Here is a 21,757-nt window from a genome sequence, read left to right as displayed (position 1 = left end):
CGTTGTGATTCGTGTGGAAAACGTGGCGAAACGGTACGGCGAGACGACGGTGCTGCGCGACATCTGTTTTTCTGCGGCGCGCGGCGAGTGGCTCGGCATTATCGGACCGAACGGCAGCGGCAAATCGACGCTGCTGCACTTGCTGTCGGGGGTGGAGGCGGCGACCTCGGGCACGATTGAAGTGATGGGAAAAGACGTGGCCTCCTATTCCCGCAAGGAGCTGTCCCGCATCCTTGCTGTCCTGCAGCAGGACGCGCTGCCGCCGATCGGGTATACGGTGCGCGAAGTGATGGAAATGGGCCGGTTTCCGTTTCAGAATTGGCTCGGCCAAGATTCGCGCGATGCGGAACCGTTATTGTCCGCGATCACGCAGCGATTGAATTTGGACGGAATCGTGCACCGCACGCTGGATGAGTTAAGCGGGGGCCAGCGGCAGCGGGCGGCGCTCGGCAAAGTGATGGCGCAAGAGCCCGAAGTGTTGCTGCTGGACGAACCGACAACGTATTTGGACATTCATTATCAAATCCAATTTATGGACTATGTTCGCTCATGGCAGCGGGAATGCGGGTTGACGGTCATCGCCGTGCTGCATGATCTCAATTTGGCGGCGCAATATTGCGACAGGCTGCTTCTGCTGCATGAAGGGAAACTTCTTGCCGACGGCGCGCCGGATGAAATTATTCGTAAAGAACGAATTAGGCAAGTATTCGGGGTCGATCCGATCGTGATCTCCCATCCGCTCAATCGTGCGCCCCAAATTTTGCTGCAGCCCGAAGACGGGCAACAAGAGAGAACATTTGGAGGAGGTCGGGATGATGTTACATCGATTCACTGAGCTGTGCGCCGGCATCGAGCCGTTGGACGGCGAAGCGGAGGAGCAGGCGCGGAACCATTTGGATCAGTTGACGAAACCGCCGGGAAGCTTGGGCAAATTGGAGGCGATCGCCGCACAGCTTGCCGGCATGACCGGAGAAGCGAAACCCGAGTTTGGGAAAAAAGCCGTCATCGTGATGGCGGGGGATCACGGCGTATGCGAGGAAGGCGTGAGCGCATTTCCCGCCGCGGTTACGCCGCAAATGGTTATGAACTTTATGGCGGGCGGAGCCGCGGTAAACGTGCTCGCCCGGCAGGCGGGGGCGGAAGTCGTGTGCGTCGATATCGGCGTGAACGGCGATTTGGAGCATCCGCAGCTAGTGTCGCGCAAAGTCCGCAAAGGGACGGCGAATATGGCGAAAGGGCCGGCGATGAGCCGGGAGGAGGCGCTGCAAGCGATACTGGTCGGCGCGGATATCGTCGAACAATATGTGAACGACGGATACCGGATGTTCGCGACGGGCGAGATGGGCATCGGCAATACGACGGCCAGCGCCGCCATATTGTCCGTATTGTCAGGCATGGCGCCGGATAGAACCGTCGGGCGCGGCACCGGCATCGACGACGCGAAGATGGCGCATAAGCGCGAAGTCGTAAGCAAAGCCATTGCCGTAAACCGGCCGAACGCCGCGGATGCGCTCGATGTGCTGGCGAAGGTAGGCGGCCTGGAAATCGCCGGCTTGGTCGGCGTCATTCTCGGCGCCGCAAAGCATCGTTGCCCGGTCGTCATCGACGGTTTTATTTCCTCCGCGGCCGCATTGGTCGCGGCGCGGCTGGCCCCGCTGTCTGCCGGCTATATGATCGGCTCGCATCTGTCCCAAGAGCAAGGTCACGAAGCGTTGTTGGACGAGCTAGGGCTGACGCCGCTGCTGCAACTGGATATGCGGCTCGGGGAAGGGACGGGAGCCGTACTTGCATTTACGCTCATCGACGCGGCCGTGAAAATCATGCGCGAGATGGCGACGTTTGCAAGCGCCGGCGTATCGTCCGGCGGCGAATCGCAATAAGGGGGAGTAGAGCATGCCAATTCTAGTGACGGGAGGGGCGCGCAGCGGCAAAAGCCGTTTTGCCGAACGGTTATGCATGACGCTGGCCCCTTCCGGCGTGTATGTTGCGACTTCGCAAATCTACGATGAGGAAATGCGCGAACGGGTCCGGCTGCACCGTTTGCAGCGGGAGCGGGCAGAATACGCATGGGAGACGATTGAGGAACCGTATGGAGTGTCCGGCCTATTGGAGCAATGGTCCAAGCGGATCGATGCGGGCATCCCGCCGGCGGCAGCGGCGGAAAGTTCCGAAGCGCGCGTTGTGCTGGTCGATTGTTTGACGCTATGGCTCTCGAATTGGCTGCTGCGCGCGGATTCGGACGGGAATTGGAACGCGGCGGCCGACGCGGTTGGCGATCAAATCGACGCGCTCGTTGCCGCGGCGGCGGCGTACGCGGGACCGCTCGTCTTCGTAACGAACGAAGTGGGCGACGGAATCGTGCCGGAGTACCCGCTAGGCCGCGTATACCGCGATTTGGCGGGTTCGATGAACCAGAAGCTTGCCGCTCTGTGCGATCAAGTTTTCCTGGTGACGGCCGGCATTCCGATCGAGCTTAAGGGCAGGGCGTATCGATTATGAAACGGCAATGGGAGGCGTTAGCGGCGGCGTTTCAATTTTTGAGCCGGATTCCGTTCCCGGTGCGTGTGAATTATACGAAAGAAGTGTTTGTACGCAGCGTCGCGTTCTATCCGCTCGTCGGCGCGGCGCTGGGCGGGCTGTTGTACGCAGCCGGGTTCGCGGCAGGTTTCGCCGTTCCGCCCGCGCTCGCCGCGGCGCTGTCGCTCGCATTCGCGGTCATGTTGACCGGCGCGTTGCATTTGGACGGGCTCATGGATACGGCGGACGGCTTGTTAAGCCAGCGGCCGCGCGAGCAAATGCTGGACATTATGAAAGACAGCCGCGTCGGCGCGATGGGCGTAATCGTGTGCGTATTGACGCTCATGATCAAAGGCGTGGCGATATATACGCTGCTGGAACAGGGTCATTGGCTATGGTATGTGGCGCTGCCGTTCGTTTGGAGCCGGTGGTTTATGGTCGTTGCGATCGTCCGTTGGCCGTATGCGCGCCAAGATTCGGGCCTCGGCAGCTATTTCAAGCAAGCGGGCGCCCGGCATGCGGCTGCGGCGACCGCGACGGCTGCGGCCGTATCGATCGTTATTGCGGCATTAGGTTTATGGGCGGGTTCCGGCGGCTCCGGCGAGCCGATCCGCCCGATCGAACCCGCCATGCCGCTTCTCATGGGCGCCGGCGCGCTGCTGCTCGGCTGGTTGGCCGCGTCTTATATCGCCCGCAAGCTGGGCGGTCTGACGGGGGATACGTACGGCGCGCTAAACGAATGGCTGGAAACGGCGCTGTTGGTCGCGTTGGCCGTTATCGGCCATCAATTTGCGCTTTGAGCCGGATGAACGGGAGGTATATGGATCGCGATGATGCAAACGGGAAGAGCAAGGACGATTATGCTGCAGGGCACGGCTTCCGATGTCGGCAAAAGCGTAGTGACGACGGCATTATGCCGCGTGCTGAAACAGGACGGCTGGGAAGTCGCCCCGTACAAATCGCAAAACATGGCGCTCAATTCTTACGTCACATTGGACGGCAAAGAAATTGGGCGCGCGCAAGGCGTGCAGGCGGAAGCTTGCGAAATACCTGCGACGACGGATATGAATCCGATTCTGATCAAGCCGATGAAAGAGATGAACGCGCAAATCGTCGTGCACGGGAAACCATATGCGCAGTTGAGCGCGCAAGATTACCGGCGCGACTTTTTGCCGTTTGCGAAGCAAATTGTCGTCGATGCGCTGGAACGGCTCCGCGCGCGGCATGATGTCATCGTGATTGAGGGCGCGGGCAGTCCGGCCGAGATCAATCTGAAGGACAGGGATATCGTGAACATGCGGCTCGCCGCCTGGGCCGATGCGCCGGTCCTGCTCGTGGCGGATATCGATCGCGGGGGCGTGTTCGCCTCGATCGTCGGCACGCTCGAGCTGTTGGAACCGGAGGAGCGCGCTCGCGTGAAAGGATTTATTATCAATAAATTCCGCGGGGACAAGACGCTGCTGCAGCCGGGGCTGGACTGGCTGGAACAAAGGACGGGCATCCCCGTTCTCGGTGTGCTGCCTTTTCTGCCGCAGCTCGATATCGAGGCGGAAGACTCGATGGCGCTCGTGCGGCGGCAAGATCCGGCGGATGCGAACCGTAAGGACGCTGCGCTGGACATTGCGGTGATCCGGTATCCGCGCATTTCCAATTTTACCGACTTCGATCCGTTTGCGGCGGAACCGGATGTGCGCCTGCGGTACGTACAAACCGCGGCCGAATTGGGAGAGCCGGACATCGTCATTTTGCCCGGCACGAAAAATACGCTCGGCGACCTCGAATATTTGCGCTCGGCCGGCCTTGACGATGCGATTGCCGCCCGCGTCGCCGCGGGATGCCGGCTTGCCGGCATTTGCGGCGGTTATCAAATGCTGGGACGGAAGCTGCGCGATCCCCATGGCGTCGAGTCGGGAAATCCGGATGAAACGGCAGACGTTGCAGGTTTGGGTTATTTGCCCCTCGAAACGGTTTTTTATCCGGAGAAAAGAACGGAACGGGCAAGCGGAGAAATCGCCTGCAGTCATCCGGCTTGGGCACGCATGAACGGAATCGAAGTGGCCGGCTATGAAATTCATATGGGGCAGACGGCTCCGGCACACGAGCGAATGCATCGGCTTATGGCGCTGATCGACCGTTCCGGGAATCCGCCGGCGCAGGAGGGCGCCGTTTCGGAAGACGGCCGGATTTGGGGCACGTATTTGCATGGTATTTTTCATAACGACCGTTTTCGCCATACATGGTTGAATCATGCACGCGAAGAGAAAGGGCTTGTGCTTGCCGGGCAACCGTTCGTCTACCGCGACCGGCAGCAGCTTGCTTTCGACCGGATCGCGGAAGCCGTGCGCCAGCATCTCGATATGGAAAAAATAAATGAAATTATCGGTATACGCAAAGCATAGTGAACGCATCCTGCCATGAATGAATCGAATAAACTGCGAAAGCGCATATAAAAGGGGATATCTCCCGCGAATTCAAAGGCGATCCGCGCGGACTTACGCTCCCGGTTTGGCGCTACCGAAACTAACGATCCTTATTGGGCTCAAAATGAAGACGTTCCAAATTTATACGAAAGTACGTATCGTTATTCATTGGAAATCGGCGGTTTTACCGCCGATTTCCCCTCATTAGCGTGTTCCCGTTTCGTTACACGAGCAACAAGGTGATTTACAGGCTATTAACGTGTTCCAGTTTCGTTACCGCGCCCGACGGGTCGTCAGCCGCCAGCGGTCTTATGAAATTGACACCAATTTGCACGATTTTCACCTCGAAATCGCGATAAAATCGCACTGGCATTGCATCGAGAAATGGCTATCCGGACCGTACGACCGTTATTTTGCGTCAAAACCGCTTATTCGCTGTTTCGGCGGACATTGGTTCCGTTATCCGTTCGTCGCAGGGCTTATTTTTACGCTTTTGCCGCGAATAAAGGATCGTCTGTCCGCAAACTGGCCGAAATCGGGTCGTTTGTCACAATTAGCGTCTCCTGTGTCCGCGAACTTGGGCGCCGGGGCGGTAGAAGCAATATGAAGGAATAGCACGGTATCCACCCAACTGTTTCAATATTGCAACAAAAGTTAATGCAACGATTGGTAAAATCCCCCGCCAACTTTCTTCGAGATTTCCACACAATTCATTTCGAACCCTGCCGTTTGCAGTGTTGGAAGCCCTTTCAAAACCGGATATTTGGTTAAACAGTTAACTTAAATTCACAAATGTATGCGATTAATTTTTGGGGAAAAGGTTGAAAAATAGGTCGATCTAACTTATTATATGGTTAAACGCTTAACTGCGAAGAAGTTCAATCCCCGAACGAGCGATGTCGGCGATTGCGGCGTTAACGCAGCGGAAGGCGTGGATGCGATCAATCGATCCAACTATTTCAGTTTAAGAAGGTGCCTCATGAAACGGATTACGATCAAAGACGTTGCGGAGAAAGCGGGGGTGTCGACGGCAGCCGTCTCTTACGTTCTAAACGGCAGGGAAGGGAAGGTGTCCGAAGATACGCTCGCCAAAATCAAGCAAGCCATATCCGAACTCAATTACATTCCCGATTATTCGGCGCGCAGTTTGGCCAGCAACCGGTCGAACCTGATCGGCGTCGTCATTCCGCAAACCGAAGACCAGAAGCAACTGCTGCTGGAAAACCCTTTTTACAGCGATTTGATTTGCGGGATCGAATCGGAGCTGCGCCAGCACGATTATCACATTATTCTATCCGGAGTGGAGAAAAATAAAGGTTATCTCGACTTGACGATGCAGCGCAATTTGGACGGCGCGGTCATTATGGGAATTTTCCAGGAAAGCTTCTACGAAGATTTGAAAAAGGTGAAAATGCCGATCGTGCTGATCGACAGCTATATCAACGACGATAATTTCAAAAAAATCCGCATAGACGACGAATTGGGCGGCTATTTGGCGACAAAGCATTTGATCGACAACGGCCATACCAATATCGCCCTTGTAACGGGAACCATCCGCAAAGACGGCGTCGTGGAGAAAAGATATTTAGGGTATAAACGCGCGCTTCAGGAAGCGAACCTGTTCTATAATCACGATTTCGTGTTCGAAGGATCGGTGAGCTACGAGTACGGGGTGGAAGCCGGCCGGCAAATCGCCGAGCAGCGGCAAGGAATTACGGCGGTGTTCGCCACCGGGGACATGATGGCTTTCGGCGCCGTTAACGGGCTGAGAGACCGCGGCCTTACCGTGCCGGACGACGTTTCGGTCATCGGTTTTGACGATATTTCATTAGCCAACATATTCATTCCGAAGCTGACCACGGTGAAGCAGGATGTGAAAGCGCGCGGCGTGGCGGCCGCCCGTTATTTGATGCAGGTGCTCGAAGGAAAGAAGGAGCTGGATCATACGGTAACGCTGCTGCCGATTGAAATCGTGGAACGCGAAACGGTCAAAAAAATCAATTGAATTCTACGAAGAAAGGAACATGGCGATGGTAGGTCAAAACAAATGGATGAAGCGCACAGCCATCTTGGTCTTTCTGCTGCCGAGTTTGCTCGGGCTGCTGCTCTTTCAGCTCGTTCCGATGATCGCATCCGGCGTGATCAGTTTTACGGATTGGAATATGCTCTCCGATCCGAAATTTATCGGAGCCGACAATTATGTGAAAGTGTTTCAAGACGAGAAATCGTACACGTCGATACTTAACGTATTTAAATTTCTGGTCGGATATTTGCCGCTGGTGCTTCTATTCGGCGTGCTGTTCGCTCTGCTGCTCAACCGCAAAGTACGGGGCATCAAATTTTACAGAGCGGCCATTTTCATTCCGGTCATTACGTCGTGGATCGCCGTATCCATCGTATGGCGCTGGTTTTTGAACGGACAGAGCGGGCTTGTCAATTACTTCCTGTCCTGGTTCGGCATTCAAGGCCCGGTGTGGCTGCAAGACTTTTTCTGGGCGATGCCGGCGATTATCGCGGTCACGGTATGGAAGGATGTCGGCTTTGTCGCCATCATCTTGCTGGCAGGCCTGCAGGAAATTCCGGACGATTACTACGAAGCGGCCCAAATCGACGGCGCGACGTCCTGGAGCAGGCTGTTCAAGATTACGCTTCCGCTGTTGACGCCGGCGTTATTTTTCGTCCTGACGATCTCGTTGATCAACTCCTTCCAGTTGTTCGACCAGGTCATGATCATGACAGGCGGGGGGCCGGCCGGAAGCACGAGCACGATCGTAGAGCAAGTATACAAGAACGCGTTCATGAACAACAAAATGGGCTTCGCTTCGGCGCAGTCGTGGGTGCTGTTCGCCATCATTTTCGTTATTACCGTCATTCAGAATCAATTGCAAAAAAGGTGGGTCATCTATGAAAAGTAAAACGTCTACGCTGAAAAACCTTGTCACGCATTTGATTTTGATGATTGCGGCAGTCGTTTTCGTATTTCCTTTTCTATGGATGTTGTCCGGCGCTTTCAAAGATAGTTTGGAAGTCGTCAAAATGCCGCCGCAATGGATTCCGTCGCATTTCAATTTCGATAATTTCATCGAGATTCAGAAGTATTTTCCGATATTCAAATCGTTATGGAACAGCGTGATCGTAGCGGTCATCTCGACCGGTCTGCAATTGCTCGTCTGCGCGATGGCGGCCTTCGTCTTCGCCAAAATTCCGTTCCGCGGCCGGGGCGCTTTGTTCTTGCTGTTTCTCGTGACGATGATGATCCCGATGCAAGTGACGATGACGCCGCTATTCATCATCTTTCAAAAGCTGGGTCTCGTGAACACGCTTGCCGGTTTAATACTGCCGGGCATATTCAGCGCATACGGCACGTTTCTGCTGCGCCAGCATATGATGGGCATTCCCAATTCGCTGATGGAGGCGGCTTTCATCGACGGAGCGTCGTATTTCCGCGTGTTCCGTTCCGTCATCCTGCCGCTTAGCAAGCCGGTGCTGGCAACGCTGCTCATCTTCTCGTTCATGAGCTCATGGAACAACTTCTTGTGGCCGCTCATCATTACGAGCGATACGGGCCTCATGACGCTGCCGCTCGGCCTAAGCAAGCTGCAAGGCCGGTGGGCGACCGAATGGAACGTGCTGATGGCGGGCAACGTTATCGCGTTCATCCCGATCTTTATCGTGTTCTTGTTCGCGCAGAAGCATTTCATTAAAGGCATTACGATGACCGGGATCAAATAAAGCCGGATTTCGGCTTTGGAAGGGGTGATGCCGCAAACGGGTAACGAGCGGAAGCAGGAAACGGAAAGCTGACAAACAAGCGAAACAACAAGCAAGGGTCTAATCACACTCGTATTTTCATCCAAAGGAGAGGGTTTCCAGTGTTGAAAAAAGGTTTATTGTGGACGCTGCTGATCGGTTTGATGCTGACGGCGGCGGCATGCGGTGCCGGAAGCGGCGAAGCGGGACAAGGATCCGACAGCGGAGACGGAGCGAAGCGGGAAACGATTAAATTTATGCAGTATACGGCCAGCGGCGCGCAAGAAGAGACGCTGAAAGAAATGATCGCCGAGTTCGAAAAGCAAAATCCGGACATTAAAGTCGATTTGGAAATCGTCGATTTTCAAAACTATTACACCAAGCTGAATACGACGATCGCTTCCAAAACCGCGCCGGACGTATTCGAGGTAGGGTATGAAAACTTTATGTCCTATGCCGCGCAAAATGTACTTAGAGACTTGACCGACGTTATCGAAGCGGATCAAGATTTCGATCCTGCCATTTATAAAGAGCTCGCCTATAACGCTTTCCAATACGATGGCAAGCAACTGGGCATGGTCGAAAGCTTCTCCGACGTCGTCCTGTTCTACAATAAAGATTTATTCGATCAAAACAATGTACCGTATCCCGAAGCGTCATGGACGTGGAAAGAAGAGCTGGAGGCCGCGCAAAAGCTGACCGATGCGAAAAACGGAGTTTGGGGCACTTACGCGCCGCTGCAGTTCTGGGAATTCTATAAAACGATCGTGCAAAACGGCGGAGGCGTGTTCGACGAGAACGGCAATCCGACCGTCAACAGCGCTGCCAATATCGAAGCTTTGACTTGGATGATCGACAAGGCAAAAACATATAAAGTTTCCCCGCCGCTGAACGACGATACGTTCTCGCAACCCGACGCCGACTTGAATGCGTTCAAAACGGGCAAAATCGCGATGCTGCGCACCGGCATTTGGAATATGGCCCGCTTCAGCGACGCGCCGTTTGCGTGGGATATCGCATTGGAGCCGGGCAATACGCAGAAAGCGCATCAATTTTTCGCGGACGGCTTGGCCGTATCGAAAGATACGCAGCATGCCGAGGCGGCTTGGAAGTTCTTGAAATTTATGTCCGCCAACCCGTTTGTCGTAGACAAGCGCATTGAGAAAGATTGGAGCGTACCGGCAGTTTCCGACGAGCAAATGCTTGACAATTACTTCAAGAAAACGCCGCCGGAATCGAAGAAGGTCGTCATCGACGCGCTGGATACGTTGGTGTTGCCGCCGGTAGGACCGAAGCCGGAAAAATGGAATGAATTGACGACGGCGATAGGTGAGGAACTGGATAAAGCGAAATTAGACGCTACCGATGTGCAAACGGCATTAAATAACGCCCAAAAGAAAGTGGAGCAAATTTTGAGCGAATAACGTCAGTTCCGGGTTTATCCAGTTAAGGGGATGGGATCATCGTATAAGGGGTACATGGTCCCTCCCTCTCTTTATGTTACGTCACTTTTTTGGGGAACACAACCAAGATGAACGAAATGATGAGGTGGAATGATGAAACGATACGTACCTACGGGTAACGAACAGATCGCATTGCCGTTAATTGAGGAAGGAAGCGGCGCGATCGAGTCCATCAATTTTTTGCATATGGGATACAAAGGCATTGTCGAAATCACGGGCGATTTGGCGAAGGACCTGCCGCTGTTCGAACCGTATATCGAAGCGGGAGGGCGCAAGCTGCAGCTTCGGAATTTGCGTTGGCGGAGATTGAACGATTGGGTTCCGGCCTTTGAAGCGCAAGCGGAAGGAAGCGCGGATCTGGCGTTCGAAGGGACATTGCTCGCCCCGGTGGGAGAAAGAGGCTTCGTGTACCGTTTGCAAGCCGCCAACAACGGCAAAGCGGCCGTCTCGCTTGCGCTGGGGATGCAAGGCGTATGGGCGGGGACGCTGCATACGATCAACGAGAGCAAGCCGATGCAAGGAACGAAACACGCATATGAAAGCGGCTGGAACCATTCCTATGTATTCGATTTCCGCCATACCGTGTCCGTCTTTTCCTTTGCGCCGATTTTCGCCGAGACGATGGATATCGCGGAAGTTCAAGCCGGGGACGACCGGGTGTCATACCGTTTCGGCCAGCGGTTGGAGCTTCAGCCCGGGGAAAGCAAGGAATTGCATTTCTACTGGGGGCTCGGTTTCGAAGAAGTAGGATCGACGACTTCGGCCAAGGAAATGATGCGCAAGGGCTACGACGCGCTGCTGGGCGACACCTTGCGCTGGCTGGAAGCGCGGCGGAAGACGAGCGGCGACGCGAAACTCGACGAATTGTTCAATACGAACTTATTCTTTAACTTTTTCTATGCTTCCGGTTTGACGATGGATACGGAACAATTCGTGCTCGTCACTTCGCGCAGCCCGCGCTATTACGTGAGCGCCGCTTATTGGGACCGCGACAGCTTGCTGTGGAGCTTTCCGTCCATCTTGATCGCCGATCCGAAGTATGCGCGAAACATGCTGGAGTACGTGTTCGACATTCAAATGAAGAACGTCGGCATTCATAGCCGGTATATCGACGGGACGGTGCTGGAGCCGGGATTCGAACTTGATGAATTATGCGCGCCGATCATTGCGTTGTATCAATATGTGAAGCGTACGGGCGAGCGGGAAATCGTCGAAGAGCCTTTGTTCGCCAAAGGGATCCGCAAAATATTGGATGTGCTCGCGACGAAGAAGCATCCGGAAATCGCTTTGTATGAAACGTTCTTGCAGCCGACGGACGATATGATCGTATACCCGTATCTTACCTATAATAATGTATTGGTCGTTACGATATTGCGGTATATCGCGGAACTGCTCGAACCTAGCCGAGGCGCCGCGTTTAGCGGGGAGCTTCGGGACACGGCGGAGCAAACGAAGCGGGCGATCTATGAGCATTGCGTCTGCGAAGCGGACGGAAAGAAGATGTTCGCGTGGTCCGTCGATTTGCAGGGAGGCTGGAATATTTACGACGAGCCGCCGGGCAGCTTGACGCTGCTGCCGTTCTACGGCTTCTGCGCTTGGGACGACGAAATCTATTCGAATACGGTCGAGCAAATCCGCCGGCCGGAATATAAATATTCGTTCGCAGGCTGCAATATTGCCGATATCGGCTGCGAGCACGCGCCGCATCCGTGGGTGCTGAGCATTGCCAACAGTTTGCTGTCGGGCCGGAAGGATCATTTCCTTCGGTTGCTTCCGCATTTGAAGATGGATAACGGCATCGCTTGCGAGAGCGTCGACGAACATACGGGAGAATGTGTGACGGGAGAAGCGTTCGCTACATGCGCCGGCTTTTTGGCCTATGCGATGTATTGCGCATTTTACGAGGGAGAGACGAAGCAATGATGAATGTACAACAGTCGCTGCAAAGCGCTGCGTTTGAATGTTACTCGTATTTGAAGGCGGGAGATGCGGAGAAGACGCTGCCGTTCCTACGGGAAGCAGAAGCCGAAATCCGGTCTGGGGAACGGACCGATACGCTCGATCTGGCCTATTGGTTATGGATTGTCGGGGAATATACGAATACGACGGGCGAACCGGCGTTGATGGAACAAATGGCGGATACGGCGGCGCAGGCCGTTGCGCAAATTGCCGCACGCTGGAACGAACCGCGCCGGCATTGGCTGGAAGGCGGAGCGGGCGAGCCGGCGATCTACTTGAGCAATCTGGCTGTCATGTACGGCGCCGTTCTGGCGGTACAGCCGCATTGGCCTGTAGGAGCGGGGCAGGGCTTGCCTGCGGAAGGCGATTTGCAGCGCCTGCTCAAGGAGATGCGCGAGCTGCTGTTTGCGAAGCTGATCAAAGACGGCAAAGTGGTCAGTAAACTGGGCAGCCGCGAAATATACGGAGATATCGTCGTGGCGGCCGTACCTTTCGGCTTGCTCGGCATTGAGGACCGCATTCTGATCGAAGCGCTGTTCGTTGTGGAGCGGGAGCTTCTTGGCAAAGGCGTCCGCCTGTCTGCCGGGGATACGTATTACGGCGGCTGCGAGCGTTCGGATATAAGCTCTCTGCTCGCTTGGTATTACTCGGAAAAAGGAGATTTGGCGGAAGCCAAAAAGCTGGTCGAGAACGTCGGCCGTTTACGAACGGAATATGGCATGCTGCCTGCGATCGATCCGCAATCGGCAAACGAACCGATCTATTACGAATACGAGCTGCAGCAAGCCGGCGGGCAACTGGAGGAAAGCCATTTCGCCTCGGCGCTATATTCGATAGCGGCAGCCAATCTCCGTCAGAAGTTGACCGGAGCCGATAACGATGCGTCGGGGAGCGGTATTCATATCCGGCACGAACCGACGGGAACGGACGATCCTTATGTATACGATCGTACGGAAAGATCCCCGCGCTATCCGGAGTCGGGGGAACTCGTTTTCGTCCGCATGGCGACAGCGCCGTTCCGGGAGGCGACGCAGCGGGCGCAAGCGGAATTTGCCGTCAACGGGGGCGAATTCCGTACCGTTCCGATGACGATCGAAACGGCGCCGGACGGAGAGAAGTATTGGCAAGCGGCGATCGGACGGTTCGCATACGGCGATGAAGTCGTATACCGGTTTGCCGTTCAGGACGGGGAGCAGCGCTCCGCTTCCGAACCGTACCGGTTCAACGTGCGCGAATGGCGCTCGCTGGGCAAGATTACGAAAGTCGCAGCCGACGCGGAACGTATCGCGCTGCATTGCGCCGGCTTGCCGGGCATGGAGGCCGCGCCGTCGCTCGTCATCGCCCGCCGCAACGGAGGAACCGCGGAGATGCGGCTGCAATGGAGCGGGCGGGAGCGTGACGGCTTTCCGGGCAATCCCGCTTCCGGCGAAGCGTCGATCCGCTTGGACGGGCACGTGCTGACCGTGCGATACGACGAGGAATCGTTCGGCTTGGAAATGCGCGACGAACGATCGGGAGTCGTATTCCGCACGGCGCGCGGCCCGAACCGGCTTCCGGTACAGTTGTTGACGGATGGAGACGGCCGCGTATACAAGGCGCGGCTCCATTTCGACTTGCAGGACGGGGAGCGGGCGTTCGGCATGGGCGAGCGTTATTCCCGCATGGAATACCGCGGCTATTCGGTGGACAATTATGTGTATAACGAATATCGGAGTCAAGGCATGAAAACGTATATGCCGGTTCCGTTCTATATGAGCTCGGCGGGATACGGCGTTTATCTGGATACGACGATGTATTCGCAATTCCATTTCGGTTCCAATGTATCCGATCTGTTGGAAATCGAAGTCGATGTGAAATCCGCTGCGCCCGATTTGACGATGTACCTGTTTGCGGGCAAACCGATGGAGATGATCGGCCAACTGGCGAATGTGACGAGCAAACCGGCGCTTCCGCCGAAATGGGCGTTCGGGCCGTGGATGTCGAGCAACAATTGGGACAGCCAAGCCGAAGTGGCGAAGCAGGTGGAACTGACCAACAAGTACGAAATTCCGGCAACGGTCATTGTGTTGGAGCAATGGAGCGATGAAGCGACGTTCTATATTTTCAACGATGCCCAGTACGAGGCGAAGGACGGCAACGAGCCGCTGCGGTACGGCGATTTCACGTTTCCGGAGTGGGGCCGCTGGCCGAATCCGAAACAGATGGTGGCCGATTTGCACGACAACGGGTTGAAGGTGTTGTTGTGGCAAATTCCGATTCAGAAATATATGTACGGAATTGCGCACGAACAGCGCGATAACGACGAGCGGGCGATGCTTGCCGGCGGTTATCATGTGAAGCGCGGCAACGGCGAACCTTACCGCATCCCGTACAACTGGTTTAAAGATTGCCTGGTCATCGACTTTTCGAACGAAGCGGCGCGCGAATGGTGGTTCGGCAAACGTCAATATTTGATGGACGAAGTCGGAATCGACGGGTTTAAAACCGATGGCGGCGAGTGCATCTTCGGCCGCGATCTGCAATTCGCCGACGGATCGACAGGGGAGGAATTGCGCAATCGCTATCCGCTTGACTATATCGGCAGCTATTACGATTTCGTGCAGCGGCAAACGAACGGCGACGGCATTACTTTCAGCCGGGCCGGATACAGCGGAGCGCAGAAATATCCGCTGCATTGGGCCGGCGACGAACGCTCCACGTACGAAGCGTTCCGCGCTTCGATCATTGCCGGCCTGACGAGCGGCATGTCGGGCATCCCGTTCTGGGGTTGGGATCTCGGAGGCTTTCATGGCGATATTCCGACGGCGGAATTGTTCGTCCGGTCGACGCAGATGGCCGCATTTTGCCCGGTCATGCAATATCATGCGGAGACGAAAGGCGAGTTCAACCAAGACCGTACGCCGTGGAATATTGCGGAACGTACCGGCAAGCCGGAGGTGATCGGCATTTACAAACGATATGCCGACATTCGCATGAATTTGCTGCCGTACATTTACGATCAGGCGATCGTCTCCAGTGAAACGGGCGTGCCGATGATGCGCGCCATGGCAGTCGCCTATCCCGACGACCGCGCTTGTTCGGGCTTGATGGAGCAATATATGTTCGGAGACAGCCTGCTTGTCGCTCCGGTTACGGAAGAAGGCCATTACAGCAAACGGGTTTATTTCCCGGAGGGCGAATGGTTGGCGTTAATGGGCGACGAACGGATCCGCGGGGGCGTTTCGCTGCAAGTTCAGGCCGATCTTGAAAGCATCCCGGTTTATATGCGCCAAGATTCCGTCGTCGCGCTTAATTTGGATTCGAGCTTGCAAATCGGCGCGCATGTCGGCAATCGGGTGGACAGCTACGACCGGCTCGCGTTTATGATATTTGCAGTAAATGAATTGGACTACCGATTCCAAGACGATTTGGGACATCGCGTTCTGATGCGAGGAAACAGACGCAACGATGCGCTCGAACTTGAAGTGGAATCGAACGTTCAAGGAACGGTTGCGCTTCTTATCCGCGAAGTCGCGGGCGTTCGAAGCATGCGAATCGGGGATGCGGAAATGACGCAGGCCGATTCGATCGGCGATTTGAAGGAAGGATCGTACTGCGTCAAAGGAAACGATCTGTACGTAACCGTGCCGGCCGGCAAGCGGCGCATAGCGGTTTCGATAGGGAGCGGAGGTGAAGCGAATGCAAACGAGTGAATCGATCCGCCCCGACCGGGAGGACGAATCGATGCAAGGCGCGGCGTCGTTAACGGGCTTCGGCCCGTTTCGAAGCTGGAAGGCGGATGCGCGCGCGGTGACCGTTAACGGAGCGAAAGCGAGCCTAGCCGTCATGTTCGTTGCGGAACATACGGTAAGAATCGTCGGAACGCCGGGCGCGGATCCCGCTTCCACCCCTCCCGTTTCCGCCATCGTACCTGGCGAGCCGCCGTTTCAGGTCGATGTGAAAGAGACGGAAGAAGAGCTGCGAATTTGCGGGAAATCGTTAACGGCAGTCGTCCGCAAGGCGACGATGTCCGTCGAAGTGCTGGATGCGTCCGGCAAGGCCGTTGTCGCGGAGCTGGAACTGCTGCAAGGCCAGCGCAAGCTGCGCTGCCGCGGTCCGCTGAATGCCTCGGCCCGCATTTACGGCTTGGGCGAAACGACCGGATTTCTCAATAAACGCAGAGAACGGTATACGATGTGGAATTCGGACATTTACGACCCGCATGTGCCGGATATGGAGTCGCTGTACCAATCGATCCCATTCCTCATCCATTACGACGCGGATGCGGCATACGGGCTGCTGGTCGACAATCCGGGCAAAACCGCGTTCGATATGCGCGCCGACAGCGGCGCCTACCTGATCGACCCGGAGACGGGAGCGCTCGACCTGTACGTCATCGCGGGCCCCGGCCTCAAAGACGTCGTCTCCCGCTACACGGCATTGACGGGCCGGATGAAGCTGCCGCCTTTATGGGCATTGGGGTATCAGCAATCGCGTTACAGCTATATGAGCCAAGAGGAAGTGATGCGGCTTGCGCGGACGTTCCGCGAGCGGAATATTCCGTGCGATGTCATCTACCTGGACATTCATTATATGGACGAGTACCGCGTATTCACGTTCGACCGGCAGCGATTTCCGGAGCCGGAGCAGATGATCGCCGAGCTGAAAGAAATGGGGTTCCGGATCGTGCCGATCGTCGATCCCGGCGTGAAGAAGGACGAGCAATACGATGTGTACCGCGAAGGGATTTCCCGCGAACTGTTCTGCAAAAAAATCGAAGGAACGTTGTTCGTCGGCGAGGTCTGGCCTGGAGACAGCGCCTTTCCCGACTTTTCCGACGAGCGGACCGCCGAGTGGTGGGGCGGCTTGCACCGTTTCTATACCGACATGGGCATCAGCGGCATATGGAACGATATGAACGAGCCGAGCGTGTTTGCATGCGAATCCAAAACGATGGATCTCGACGTATTGCACCGGAACAACGGCAATCCGCAGACGCATCGGGAATGGCATAATATGTACGGCTTGTCGATGTCGAAGGCGACCTACGAAGGGTTGGAAAAGCTGCTTGAAGGGGAGCGGCCGTTCGTGCTGACCCGGGCCGGATATGCGGGGATCCAGCGCTATGCCGCCGTTTGGACCGGCGACAATCGCAGCTACTGGGAACATATGGCGATGTTCATGGCGATGGGCATGAATTTGGGATTATCCGGCGTCGCTTTCTGCGGCGCGGATATCGGCGGATTCGTGCACCACACGTCGGGCGAACTGCTGGCGCGATGGATGCAGATGGGCGTATTCGCTCCGCTCAGCCGCAATCATTGCGCGATGGAGCCCGTCTATCAGGAGCCGTGGCAATTCGGTCCCGAGATAGAGGAAATATGCCGCCGCTATATCGGATTGCGGTATCGTTTGCTTCCGTATTTGTATACGTTGTTTTATGAAGCGTCGCAAACCGGGCTGCCGATTATGCGGCCGCTCGTGCTCGAATATCCGCACGACGAGCATACGCGCAACCTTTGCGACCAATTTATGTTCGGTCCCGACATGATCGTTGCGCCGATTTACCGGCCAAGCGCGGAATACCGCGCCGTCTATTTGCCGGAAGGGATCTGGTACGATTATTGGACGGGAGAACGGCATGAAGGCGGACGCCATATATTGGCGCATGCGCCGCTTGACACGCTGCCGATCTATGTGAAAGCCGGTGCGATCATTCCGGAGACGGCGCTTCGCCAGCATACCGCGGATGCGGGCTGGTCCGAGCTTGCGCTGCATGTATACTGCGGCGGCGCAGGCTCGTCCGAGTTCCGGTTGTACGAAGACGACGGCTTGACGGACGGATACGGCCGCGGCGAATATAATTTGTTGAACGTCCGTTTGGAGGAACGGGAACAATCGTTGCAATTGCAGTACGCCTACGATAACCAAGGGTACGACAATGGGCGCGATTCGTTGAAGCTGATCTTCAAACATTTGCCTTCCTCTCCGGCGGACGTCGACGGTTTGAACGAAATCCGGGACCACGGCGAATGGAAACATGCCGATGCCGGATGGCTGTACGATCGAGACAAGGGCGAATTGTTCGTCAAACTGCGGCAAGCGAGCGCAGGGGAAGTTACGGTCGTTTTTTAAGCAAGGAAATATACACCATTTTGAAGGGGACAACCGCCATATTTGCGAATGAATTTTCAGCGATGAGGCGAATGCGGTCCCCTTTTTCTATTTAAAAAGCGATATAGGAATGTCGCGGCCATCCCGTTACTCGCTATTGAAGATGACGTATAAATCGGATATGATTAAATTTATTTATATCATCTTGCAGAAATAAGAGGTACAGTTTCCGTTATGAATCGAAAAAAGAGCACTTATTACTCCTTATTTGCAGCATTGTTCGCAGCCGCCTGTTTTACCGTTTTCGCATTTATTATATTCAGCGGACGAATCGAGCCGTTTGACAGCGGCATCATCGCATTCGTCCAAGGATTCGAATCCGACTCCTTTACCGCGGTGAGCAAATTGCTCTCGGCGCTGGGAGGAACGAAGGGCACCATTGCCGTTACGATCGTTGCGGCCGTATTTCTTTTCGCCGTGTTGAAGCATCGGAAGGAACTGCTGTTTTTATTCGTAGCGGTCGGAGGCGCGGCGACGCTTAATTTCGTAATGAAGAACGGTTTTCAGCGGGAGCGTCCGGATTTGCACCGGTTAATCGAAGAGACGGGATTCAGTTTCCCGAGCGGGCATTCCATGGCCGCCTTTGCCCTCTATTGCGCGCTTGCCTACTTGCTCTGGCGGCATATCCGTTCGGCGGGGGGCCGCGGACTTCTCATCGTGTGCGCGGTTGCGTTGATCGCCTTCATCGGTATCAGCCGCATCTATTTGGGCGTGCATTATCCCAGCGATATTATCGGCGGATATTTGGCCAGCGGTTGCTGGATGTTGATTGTCATTTGGTGCTTCCGGCGCATGTTTGTTCGAAGTGAATTCTAGAAGTACAATCTATAAACTTTTAGGAGGAGACGTATGGAACAAATTCGATTGATTCAAAAGGAAGAGTTCGCCGAATGTTTGAAATTAAGCGAGTTCGCCTTTCAGTTTGAATTCAGCGACGCGGAGCGAGAGCAGGAATTGTCCCGGTTTAAGCCTGGCGGGTATTGGGGATATTTCGTGGATAACAAATTGGCTGCCCAAATGAATATTCACGAGTTCGAAACTTGGATTGACGGAACGGCGTTCCCGATGGGCGGGATCGCTTCGGTAGCGACTTGGCCCCAGTACCGCCGCAAAGGGCTGGTTGCGCAGCTTCTGCAAAACGCGCTGCTGGCCATGATGGAAAAAGGGATGCCGCTGTCTTTTTTGAATCCTTTCGCATACGCTTTTTACCGCAAATTCGGTTGGGAAACCTATACCGAATATATTCAATATGAATTGGAGGCAAGGCAAGTCGTCAAAATGGCGCCTTCCCCGGGATATGTAACATTGGCGGATCAAGATTGGCGGCTGCTCCATTCCGTGTACGAACCGTTCTCCGCCGGCTATAACGGCATGCTGAAGCGCACGGAATGGCAATGGAACCGGTTTGTATTCCAAAGCAAAAGAAAAGCAGGCATGGCCGCCGTCTATTATAACGAACGACATGAAGCTAGGGGGTACATCATATACCAGATTAAAGATTCCGTCTGTACGGTGCATGAATTCGTCTATTTAGACGAGGAAGCGAGAAGGGGGCTGTGGAATTTTATCGCCGATCACGATTCCATGATGGAAAAGCTGATTCTAACGGCGCCTGCGGACGATCAATTGCCGTTTCTATTGCCGAATCCCCGTTTCAAGCAGGATAAGATACCTTACACGATGGGGCGAATTGTAGATGTGGAAGCATTTGTGCGGGGCTATCCGTTTCGCTCCGAGTCTCAGCCGGTCCGTGCGGAGGAGCGCATTTCGCTCCGTATTCGCGATCCTCTCGCGCCTTGGAACGACGGGAGCTTCATCGTTCAATTCCGTGCGAACGGCAGGCATGAAGTGTCCAAGCTTGGCGAAGGACAGGACGCTCAGGATGCGTTGTCATGTGATATTCAGTCGTTGACCGCCATGCTTCTAGGCTATAAGCGCCCCGATACTCTATTTGCCGTAGGAAGGCTGCAAGGCGCGGAGAGGGTTGCGGCCGCATTGAACGAAGCGATACCTGTCAGAACGACGTATATTACGGATTTCTTTTAATTCGCTTCTTTTTCTTATATAAATTATGGTGTTTACATAAAATTTGCAAAATTATCGTATTTCTGTGATATACTTCATTTAGAATACGTTTCAGGGAAGTAGGGTTTACCTCGACTTTGGTCTAGATTCAATTCCCATCGCTAGTCCGTTTTAAAGCAGGGTTAGCCGCCGTAGAATAAAACTATGATTTATTCGGGACGAAATTTATTAAATAGGTGAGGTACTATGTTGCAAGAAGTGAAGAACATTTACATCCTTCTTACCGATACGGGAACGTTGTTCTCGAGAGCGATTAAAATGTTTACAAAAGCTCCGCTCAATCATGCATCGATTGCATTTGACAGCGAGTTGACCGAATTATACAGTTTTGGGCGCAAAAACCCTAACAATCCGATCATCGGCGGATTTGTGAAAGAAAATGTGTACGGATCTTTGATTCGATGCGATCGAAGCGTAACCCGGTGCGCGCTCTACAAAATTACCGTGGACGCGCAAGTCTATGAGCGGATTCGCAGATATATCCGCAATTTCGAAGAAAACCAGGAGCTATATCGTTATAATCTCCTAGGATTGTTCGGCATTTTAATGAAATGCAAGATTGAACGCAAACATGCCTATTTTTGCTCGCAATTCGTCGCATCCGTGTTTCATGAGAACGGAGTTCCGCTGGTGAACAAGCATCCTGCTTTTGTTACGCCGGCCGATTTGGAGACGTCCGCTTCGCTGCAGCAAATATACCGTGGCGATCTTCGCTCGTATGTCATGCAACACTCCGGGAGACCTTACACGTTTGCAAGAGCGCCAAGAGAATTGGAGAATGTGGGCCGTTTCGTCTCTTAATATGAGAAATAGGAAGCCGTATCTTTTCCGAAGTCATATCGGGGATACGGCTTTATTGATTCCGTAAGGTTATTTTTTTCCTTTTGTCGATATCCCCTTCATTCAGAGAGTCGTATGCAAACAATTTGGACACCTTCACGGCATGTAAACGCTGATTCCCTCTGTCCTGAACCAACGGGATTCCGACAGAAGGCGGAAAAAAAGCCAGGCAATGAGGCAATGAGGGCCTAGCGTTGCATTAAATCTTCTAGCTGGGATGCGGTACCATGGAAATATAACGGATTTCCGAGGTCTTATTTTTTGAATTCCAGTCGAATATTTGGAATTAACGGATTTTCGAACCGTTACCATGTCGCGATCGGCTGAGAATCCTTGGTTTTGTGAAGTTTCGACAAAAATAGAGCCCTCAAAATCCGCTAACTCCGCCCAAATTGCGTTATTGGATCAAATAAGGCCTTCAAAATCCGTTAACCTTGTTCATCCCTATCGCAATCATCGGCTTGAAACGCAGTAAAACATTCGGTGCAACGCTAGTGGCAATGAGGGCCTTTCATTCTGGCTTTTCCCCTAATTTTCCCTTTCGATGGGGAAATACATGCGGCCACTAAC

17 protein-coding genes are annotated in these 21,757 nt (G+C 54.4%); 16 read left to right on the top strand and 1 reads right to left on the bottom strand.

Annotation, left to right across the window (positions count from 1 at the left end):
• Positions 1-4: 4 nt before the first annotated feature.
• From LQ229_RS19935 to LQ229_RS19915, 5 genes are read left to right on the top strand one after another with little or no spacing between them, the layout of a single operon-like run.
• Positions 5-835 carry an ABC transporter ATP-binding protein gene (locus LQ229_RS19935; RefSeq protein ID WP_230192665.1) on the top strand — a complete coding sequence of 277 codons (831 nt, stop codon included), beginning with the start codon at positions 5-7 and terminating at the stop codon, positions 833-835.
• On the top strand, positions 813-1,880 hold the full coding sequence (gene cobT / locus LQ229_RS19930; RefSeq protein ID WP_230192664.1) for a nicotinate-nucleotide--dimethylbenzimidazole phosphoribosyltransferase: 1,068 nt from the start codon (positions 813-815) through the stop codon (positions 1,878-1,880). The genes LQ229_RS19935 and cobT overlap by 23 nt, the downstream gene beginning before the upstream one ends.
• 13 nt (positions 1,881-1,893) lie before the next feature.
• Positions 1,894-2,499: a bifunctional adenosylcobinamide kinase/adenosylcobinamide-phosphate guanylyltransferase gene (cobU, locus tag LQ229_RS19925; RefSeq protein WP_230192663.1), complete on the top strand. Its 606-nt coding sequence runs from the start codon at positions 1,894-1,896 to the stop codon at positions 2,497-2,499.
• On the top strand, positions 2,496-3,317 hold the full coding sequence (cobS, locus tag LQ229_RS19920; RefSeq protein WP_230192662.1) for an adenosylcobinamide-GDP ribazoletransferase: 822 nt from the start codon (positions 2,496-2,498) through the stop codon (positions 3,315-3,317). Before cobU ends, cobS begins: the two co-directional genes overlap by 4 nt.
• 33 nt (positions 3,318-3,350) lie before the next feature.
• Complete coding sequence (locus LQ229_RS19915; protein WP_230192670.1) at positions 3,351-4,916, top strand: cobyric acid synthase; 1,566 nt, start codon at positions 3,351-3,353, stop codon at positions 4,914-4,916.
• Between the two features lie 265 nt (positions 4,917-5,181).
• On the opposite strand, the gene LQ229_RS27165 is transcribed toward LQ229_RS19915, so the two are convergent.
• Entirely contained in the window at positions 5,182-5,310 is a 129-nt protein-coding gene (locus tag LQ229_RS27165) for a hypothetical protein (protein WP_290370060.1), read from the bottom strand.
• Between the two features lie 11 nt (positions 5,311-5,321).
• Between LQ229_RS27165 and LQ229_RS19910 the strand changes: the two genes are divergently transcribed.
• The 11 genes from LQ229_RS19910 (at position 5,322) to LQ229_RS19860 (ending at position 21,148) form a co-directional block, all read left to right on the top strand.
• Complete coding sequence (locus LQ229_RS19910; protein ID WP_230192661.1) at positions 5,322-5,552, top strand: hypothetical protein; 231 nt, start codon at positions 5,322-5,324, stop codon at positions 5,550-5,552.
• A gap of 235 nt (positions 5,553-5,787) precedes the next feature.
• A complete protein-coding gene (locus LQ229_RS19905) occupies positions 5,788-6,942 on the top strand; it encodes a LacI family DNA-binding transcriptional regulator (protein ID WP_230192660.1) in 1,155 nt (384 codons plus the stop codon).
• Positions 6,943-6,961: 19 nt separating this feature from the next.
• A complete protein-coding gene (locus LQ229_RS19900) occupies positions 6,962-7,852 on the top strand; it encodes a sugar ABC transporter permease (RefSeq protein ID WP_230192659.1) in 891 nt (296 codons plus the stop codon).
• Complete coding sequence (locus tag LQ229_RS19895) at positions 7,842-8,669, top strand: carbohydrate ABC transporter permease (protein WP_216539620.1); 828 nt, start codon at positions 7,842-7,844, stop codon at positions 8,667-8,669. Before LQ229_RS19900 ends, LQ229_RS19895 begins: the two co-directional genes overlap by 11 nt.
• A gap of 140 nt (positions 8,670-8,809) precedes the next feature.
• A complete protein-coding gene (locus LQ229_RS19890; protein WP_216539619.1) occupies positions 8,810-10,111 on the top strand; it encodes a sugar ABC transporter substrate-binding protein in 1,302 nt (433 codons plus the stop codon).
• Positions 10,112-10,243: 132 nt separating this feature from the next.
• Positions 10,244-12,073: a glycoside hydrolase family 125 protein gene (locus tag LQ229_RS19885; protein WP_216539644.1), complete on the top strand. Its 1,830-nt coding sequence runs from the start codon at positions 10,244-10,246 to the stop codon at positions 12,071-12,073.
• Positions 12,070-15,801 carry a TIM-barrel domain-containing protein gene (locus LQ229_RS19880; RefSeq protein ID WP_230192658.1) on the top strand — a complete coding sequence of 1,244 codons (3,732 nt, stop codon included), beginning with the start codon at positions 12,070-12,072 and terminating at the stop codon, positions 15,799-15,801. Before LQ229_RS19885 ends, LQ229_RS19880 begins: the two co-directional genes overlap by 4 nt.
• Positions 15,788-18,223, top strand: a complete 2,436-nt coding sequence (locus LQ229_RS19875) for a TIM-barrel domain-containing protein (RefSeq protein WP_230192657.1) — start codon at positions 15,788-15,790, stop codon at positions 18,221-18,223. The genes LQ229_RS19880 and LQ229_RS19875 overlap by 14 nt, the downstream gene beginning before the upstream one ends.
• A 213-nt stretch (positions 18,224-18,436) precedes the next feature.
• Entirely contained in the window at positions 18,437-19,078 is a 642-nt protein-coding gene (locus tag LQ229_RS19870; protein ID WP_216539616.1) for a phosphatase PAP2 family protein, read from the top strand.
• A 33-nt stretch (positions 19,079-19,111) separates the two neighbouring features.
• On the top strand, positions 19,112-20,308 hold the full coding sequence (locus LQ229_RS19865; protein ID WP_216539615.1) for a GNAT family N-acetyltransferase: 1,197 nt from the start codon (positions 19,112-19,114) through the stop codon (positions 20,306-20,308).
• 225 nt (positions 20,309-20,533) lie between these two features.
• Entirely contained in the window at positions 20,534-21,148 is a 615-nt protein-coding gene (locus tag LQ229_RS19860) for a hypothetical protein (RefSeq protein WP_216539614.1), read from the top strand.
• Positions 21,149-21,757: the final 609 nt, after the last annotated feature.

Origin of the sequence: Paenibacillus sp. CECT 9249 (assembly GCF_918697855.1) — a bacterium.
Classification (GTDB): Bacteria; Bacillota; Bacilli; order Paenibacillales; family Paenibacillaceae; genus MSJ-34.
Note: the sequence above shows the minus strand (reverse complement) of the source record. Positions and strands in the feature narration are given on the sequence as shown.

Coding starts and splice junctions, on each gene's coding strand:
- LQ229_RS27165 (WP_290370060.1), bottom strand. CDS start 5,310: ATGCCAGTGCGATTTTATCGCGATTTCGAGGTGAAAATCGTGCAAATT.
- LQ229_RS19910 (WP_230192661.1), top strand. CDS start 5,322: ATGGCTATCCGGACCGTACGACCGTTATTTTGCGTCAAAACCGCTTAT.
- cobT (WP_230192664.1), top strand. CDS start 813: ATGATGTTACATCGATTCACTGAGCTGTGCGCCGGCATCGAGCCGTTG.
- LQ229_RS19895 (WP_216539620.1), top strand. CDS start 7,842: ATGAAAAGTAAAACGTCTACGCTGAAAAACCTTGTCACGCATTTGATT.
- LQ229_RS19905 (WP_230192660.1), top strand. CDS start 5,788: ATGGTTAAACGCTTAACTGCGAAGAAGTTCAATCCCCGAACGAGCGAT.
- LQ229_RS19875 (WP_230192657.1), top strand. CDS start 15,788: ATGCAAACGAGTGAATCGATCCGCCCCGACCGGGAGGACGAATCGATG.
- LQ229_RS19860 (WP_216539614.1), top strand. CDS start 20,534: ATGTTGCAAGAAGTGAAGAACATTTACATCCTTCTTACCGATACGGGA.
- LQ229_RS19880 (WP_230192658.1), top strand. CDS start 12,070: ATGATGAATGTACAACAGTCGCTGCAAAGCGCTGCGTTTGAATGTTAC.
- cobU (WP_230192663.1), top strand. CDS start 1,894: ATGCCAATTCTAGTGACGGGAGGGGCGCGCAGCGGCAAAAGCCGTTTT.
- LQ229_RS19915 (WP_230192670.1), top strand. CDS start 3,351: ATGCAAACGGGAAGAGCAAGGACGATTATGCTGCAGGGCACGGCTTCC.
- LQ229_RS19870 (WP_216539616.1), top strand. CDS start 18,437: ATGAATCGAAAAAAGAGCACTTATTACTCCTTATTTGCAGCATTGTTC.
- LQ229_RS19900 (WP_230192659.1), top strand. CDS start 6,962: ATGGCGATGGTAGGTCAAAACAAATGGATGAAGCGCACAGCCATCTTG.
- cobS (WP_230192662.1), top strand. CDS start 2,496: ATGAAACGGCAATGGGAGGCGTTAGCGGCGGCGTTTCAATTTTTGAGC.
- LQ229_RS19885 (WP_216539644.1), top strand. CDS start 10,244: ATGAAACGATACGTACCTACGGGTAACGAACAGATCGCATTGCCGTTA.
- LQ229_RS19865 (WP_216539615.1), top strand. CDS start 19,112: ATGGAACAAATTCGATTGATTCAAAAGGAAGAGTTCGCCGAATGTTTG.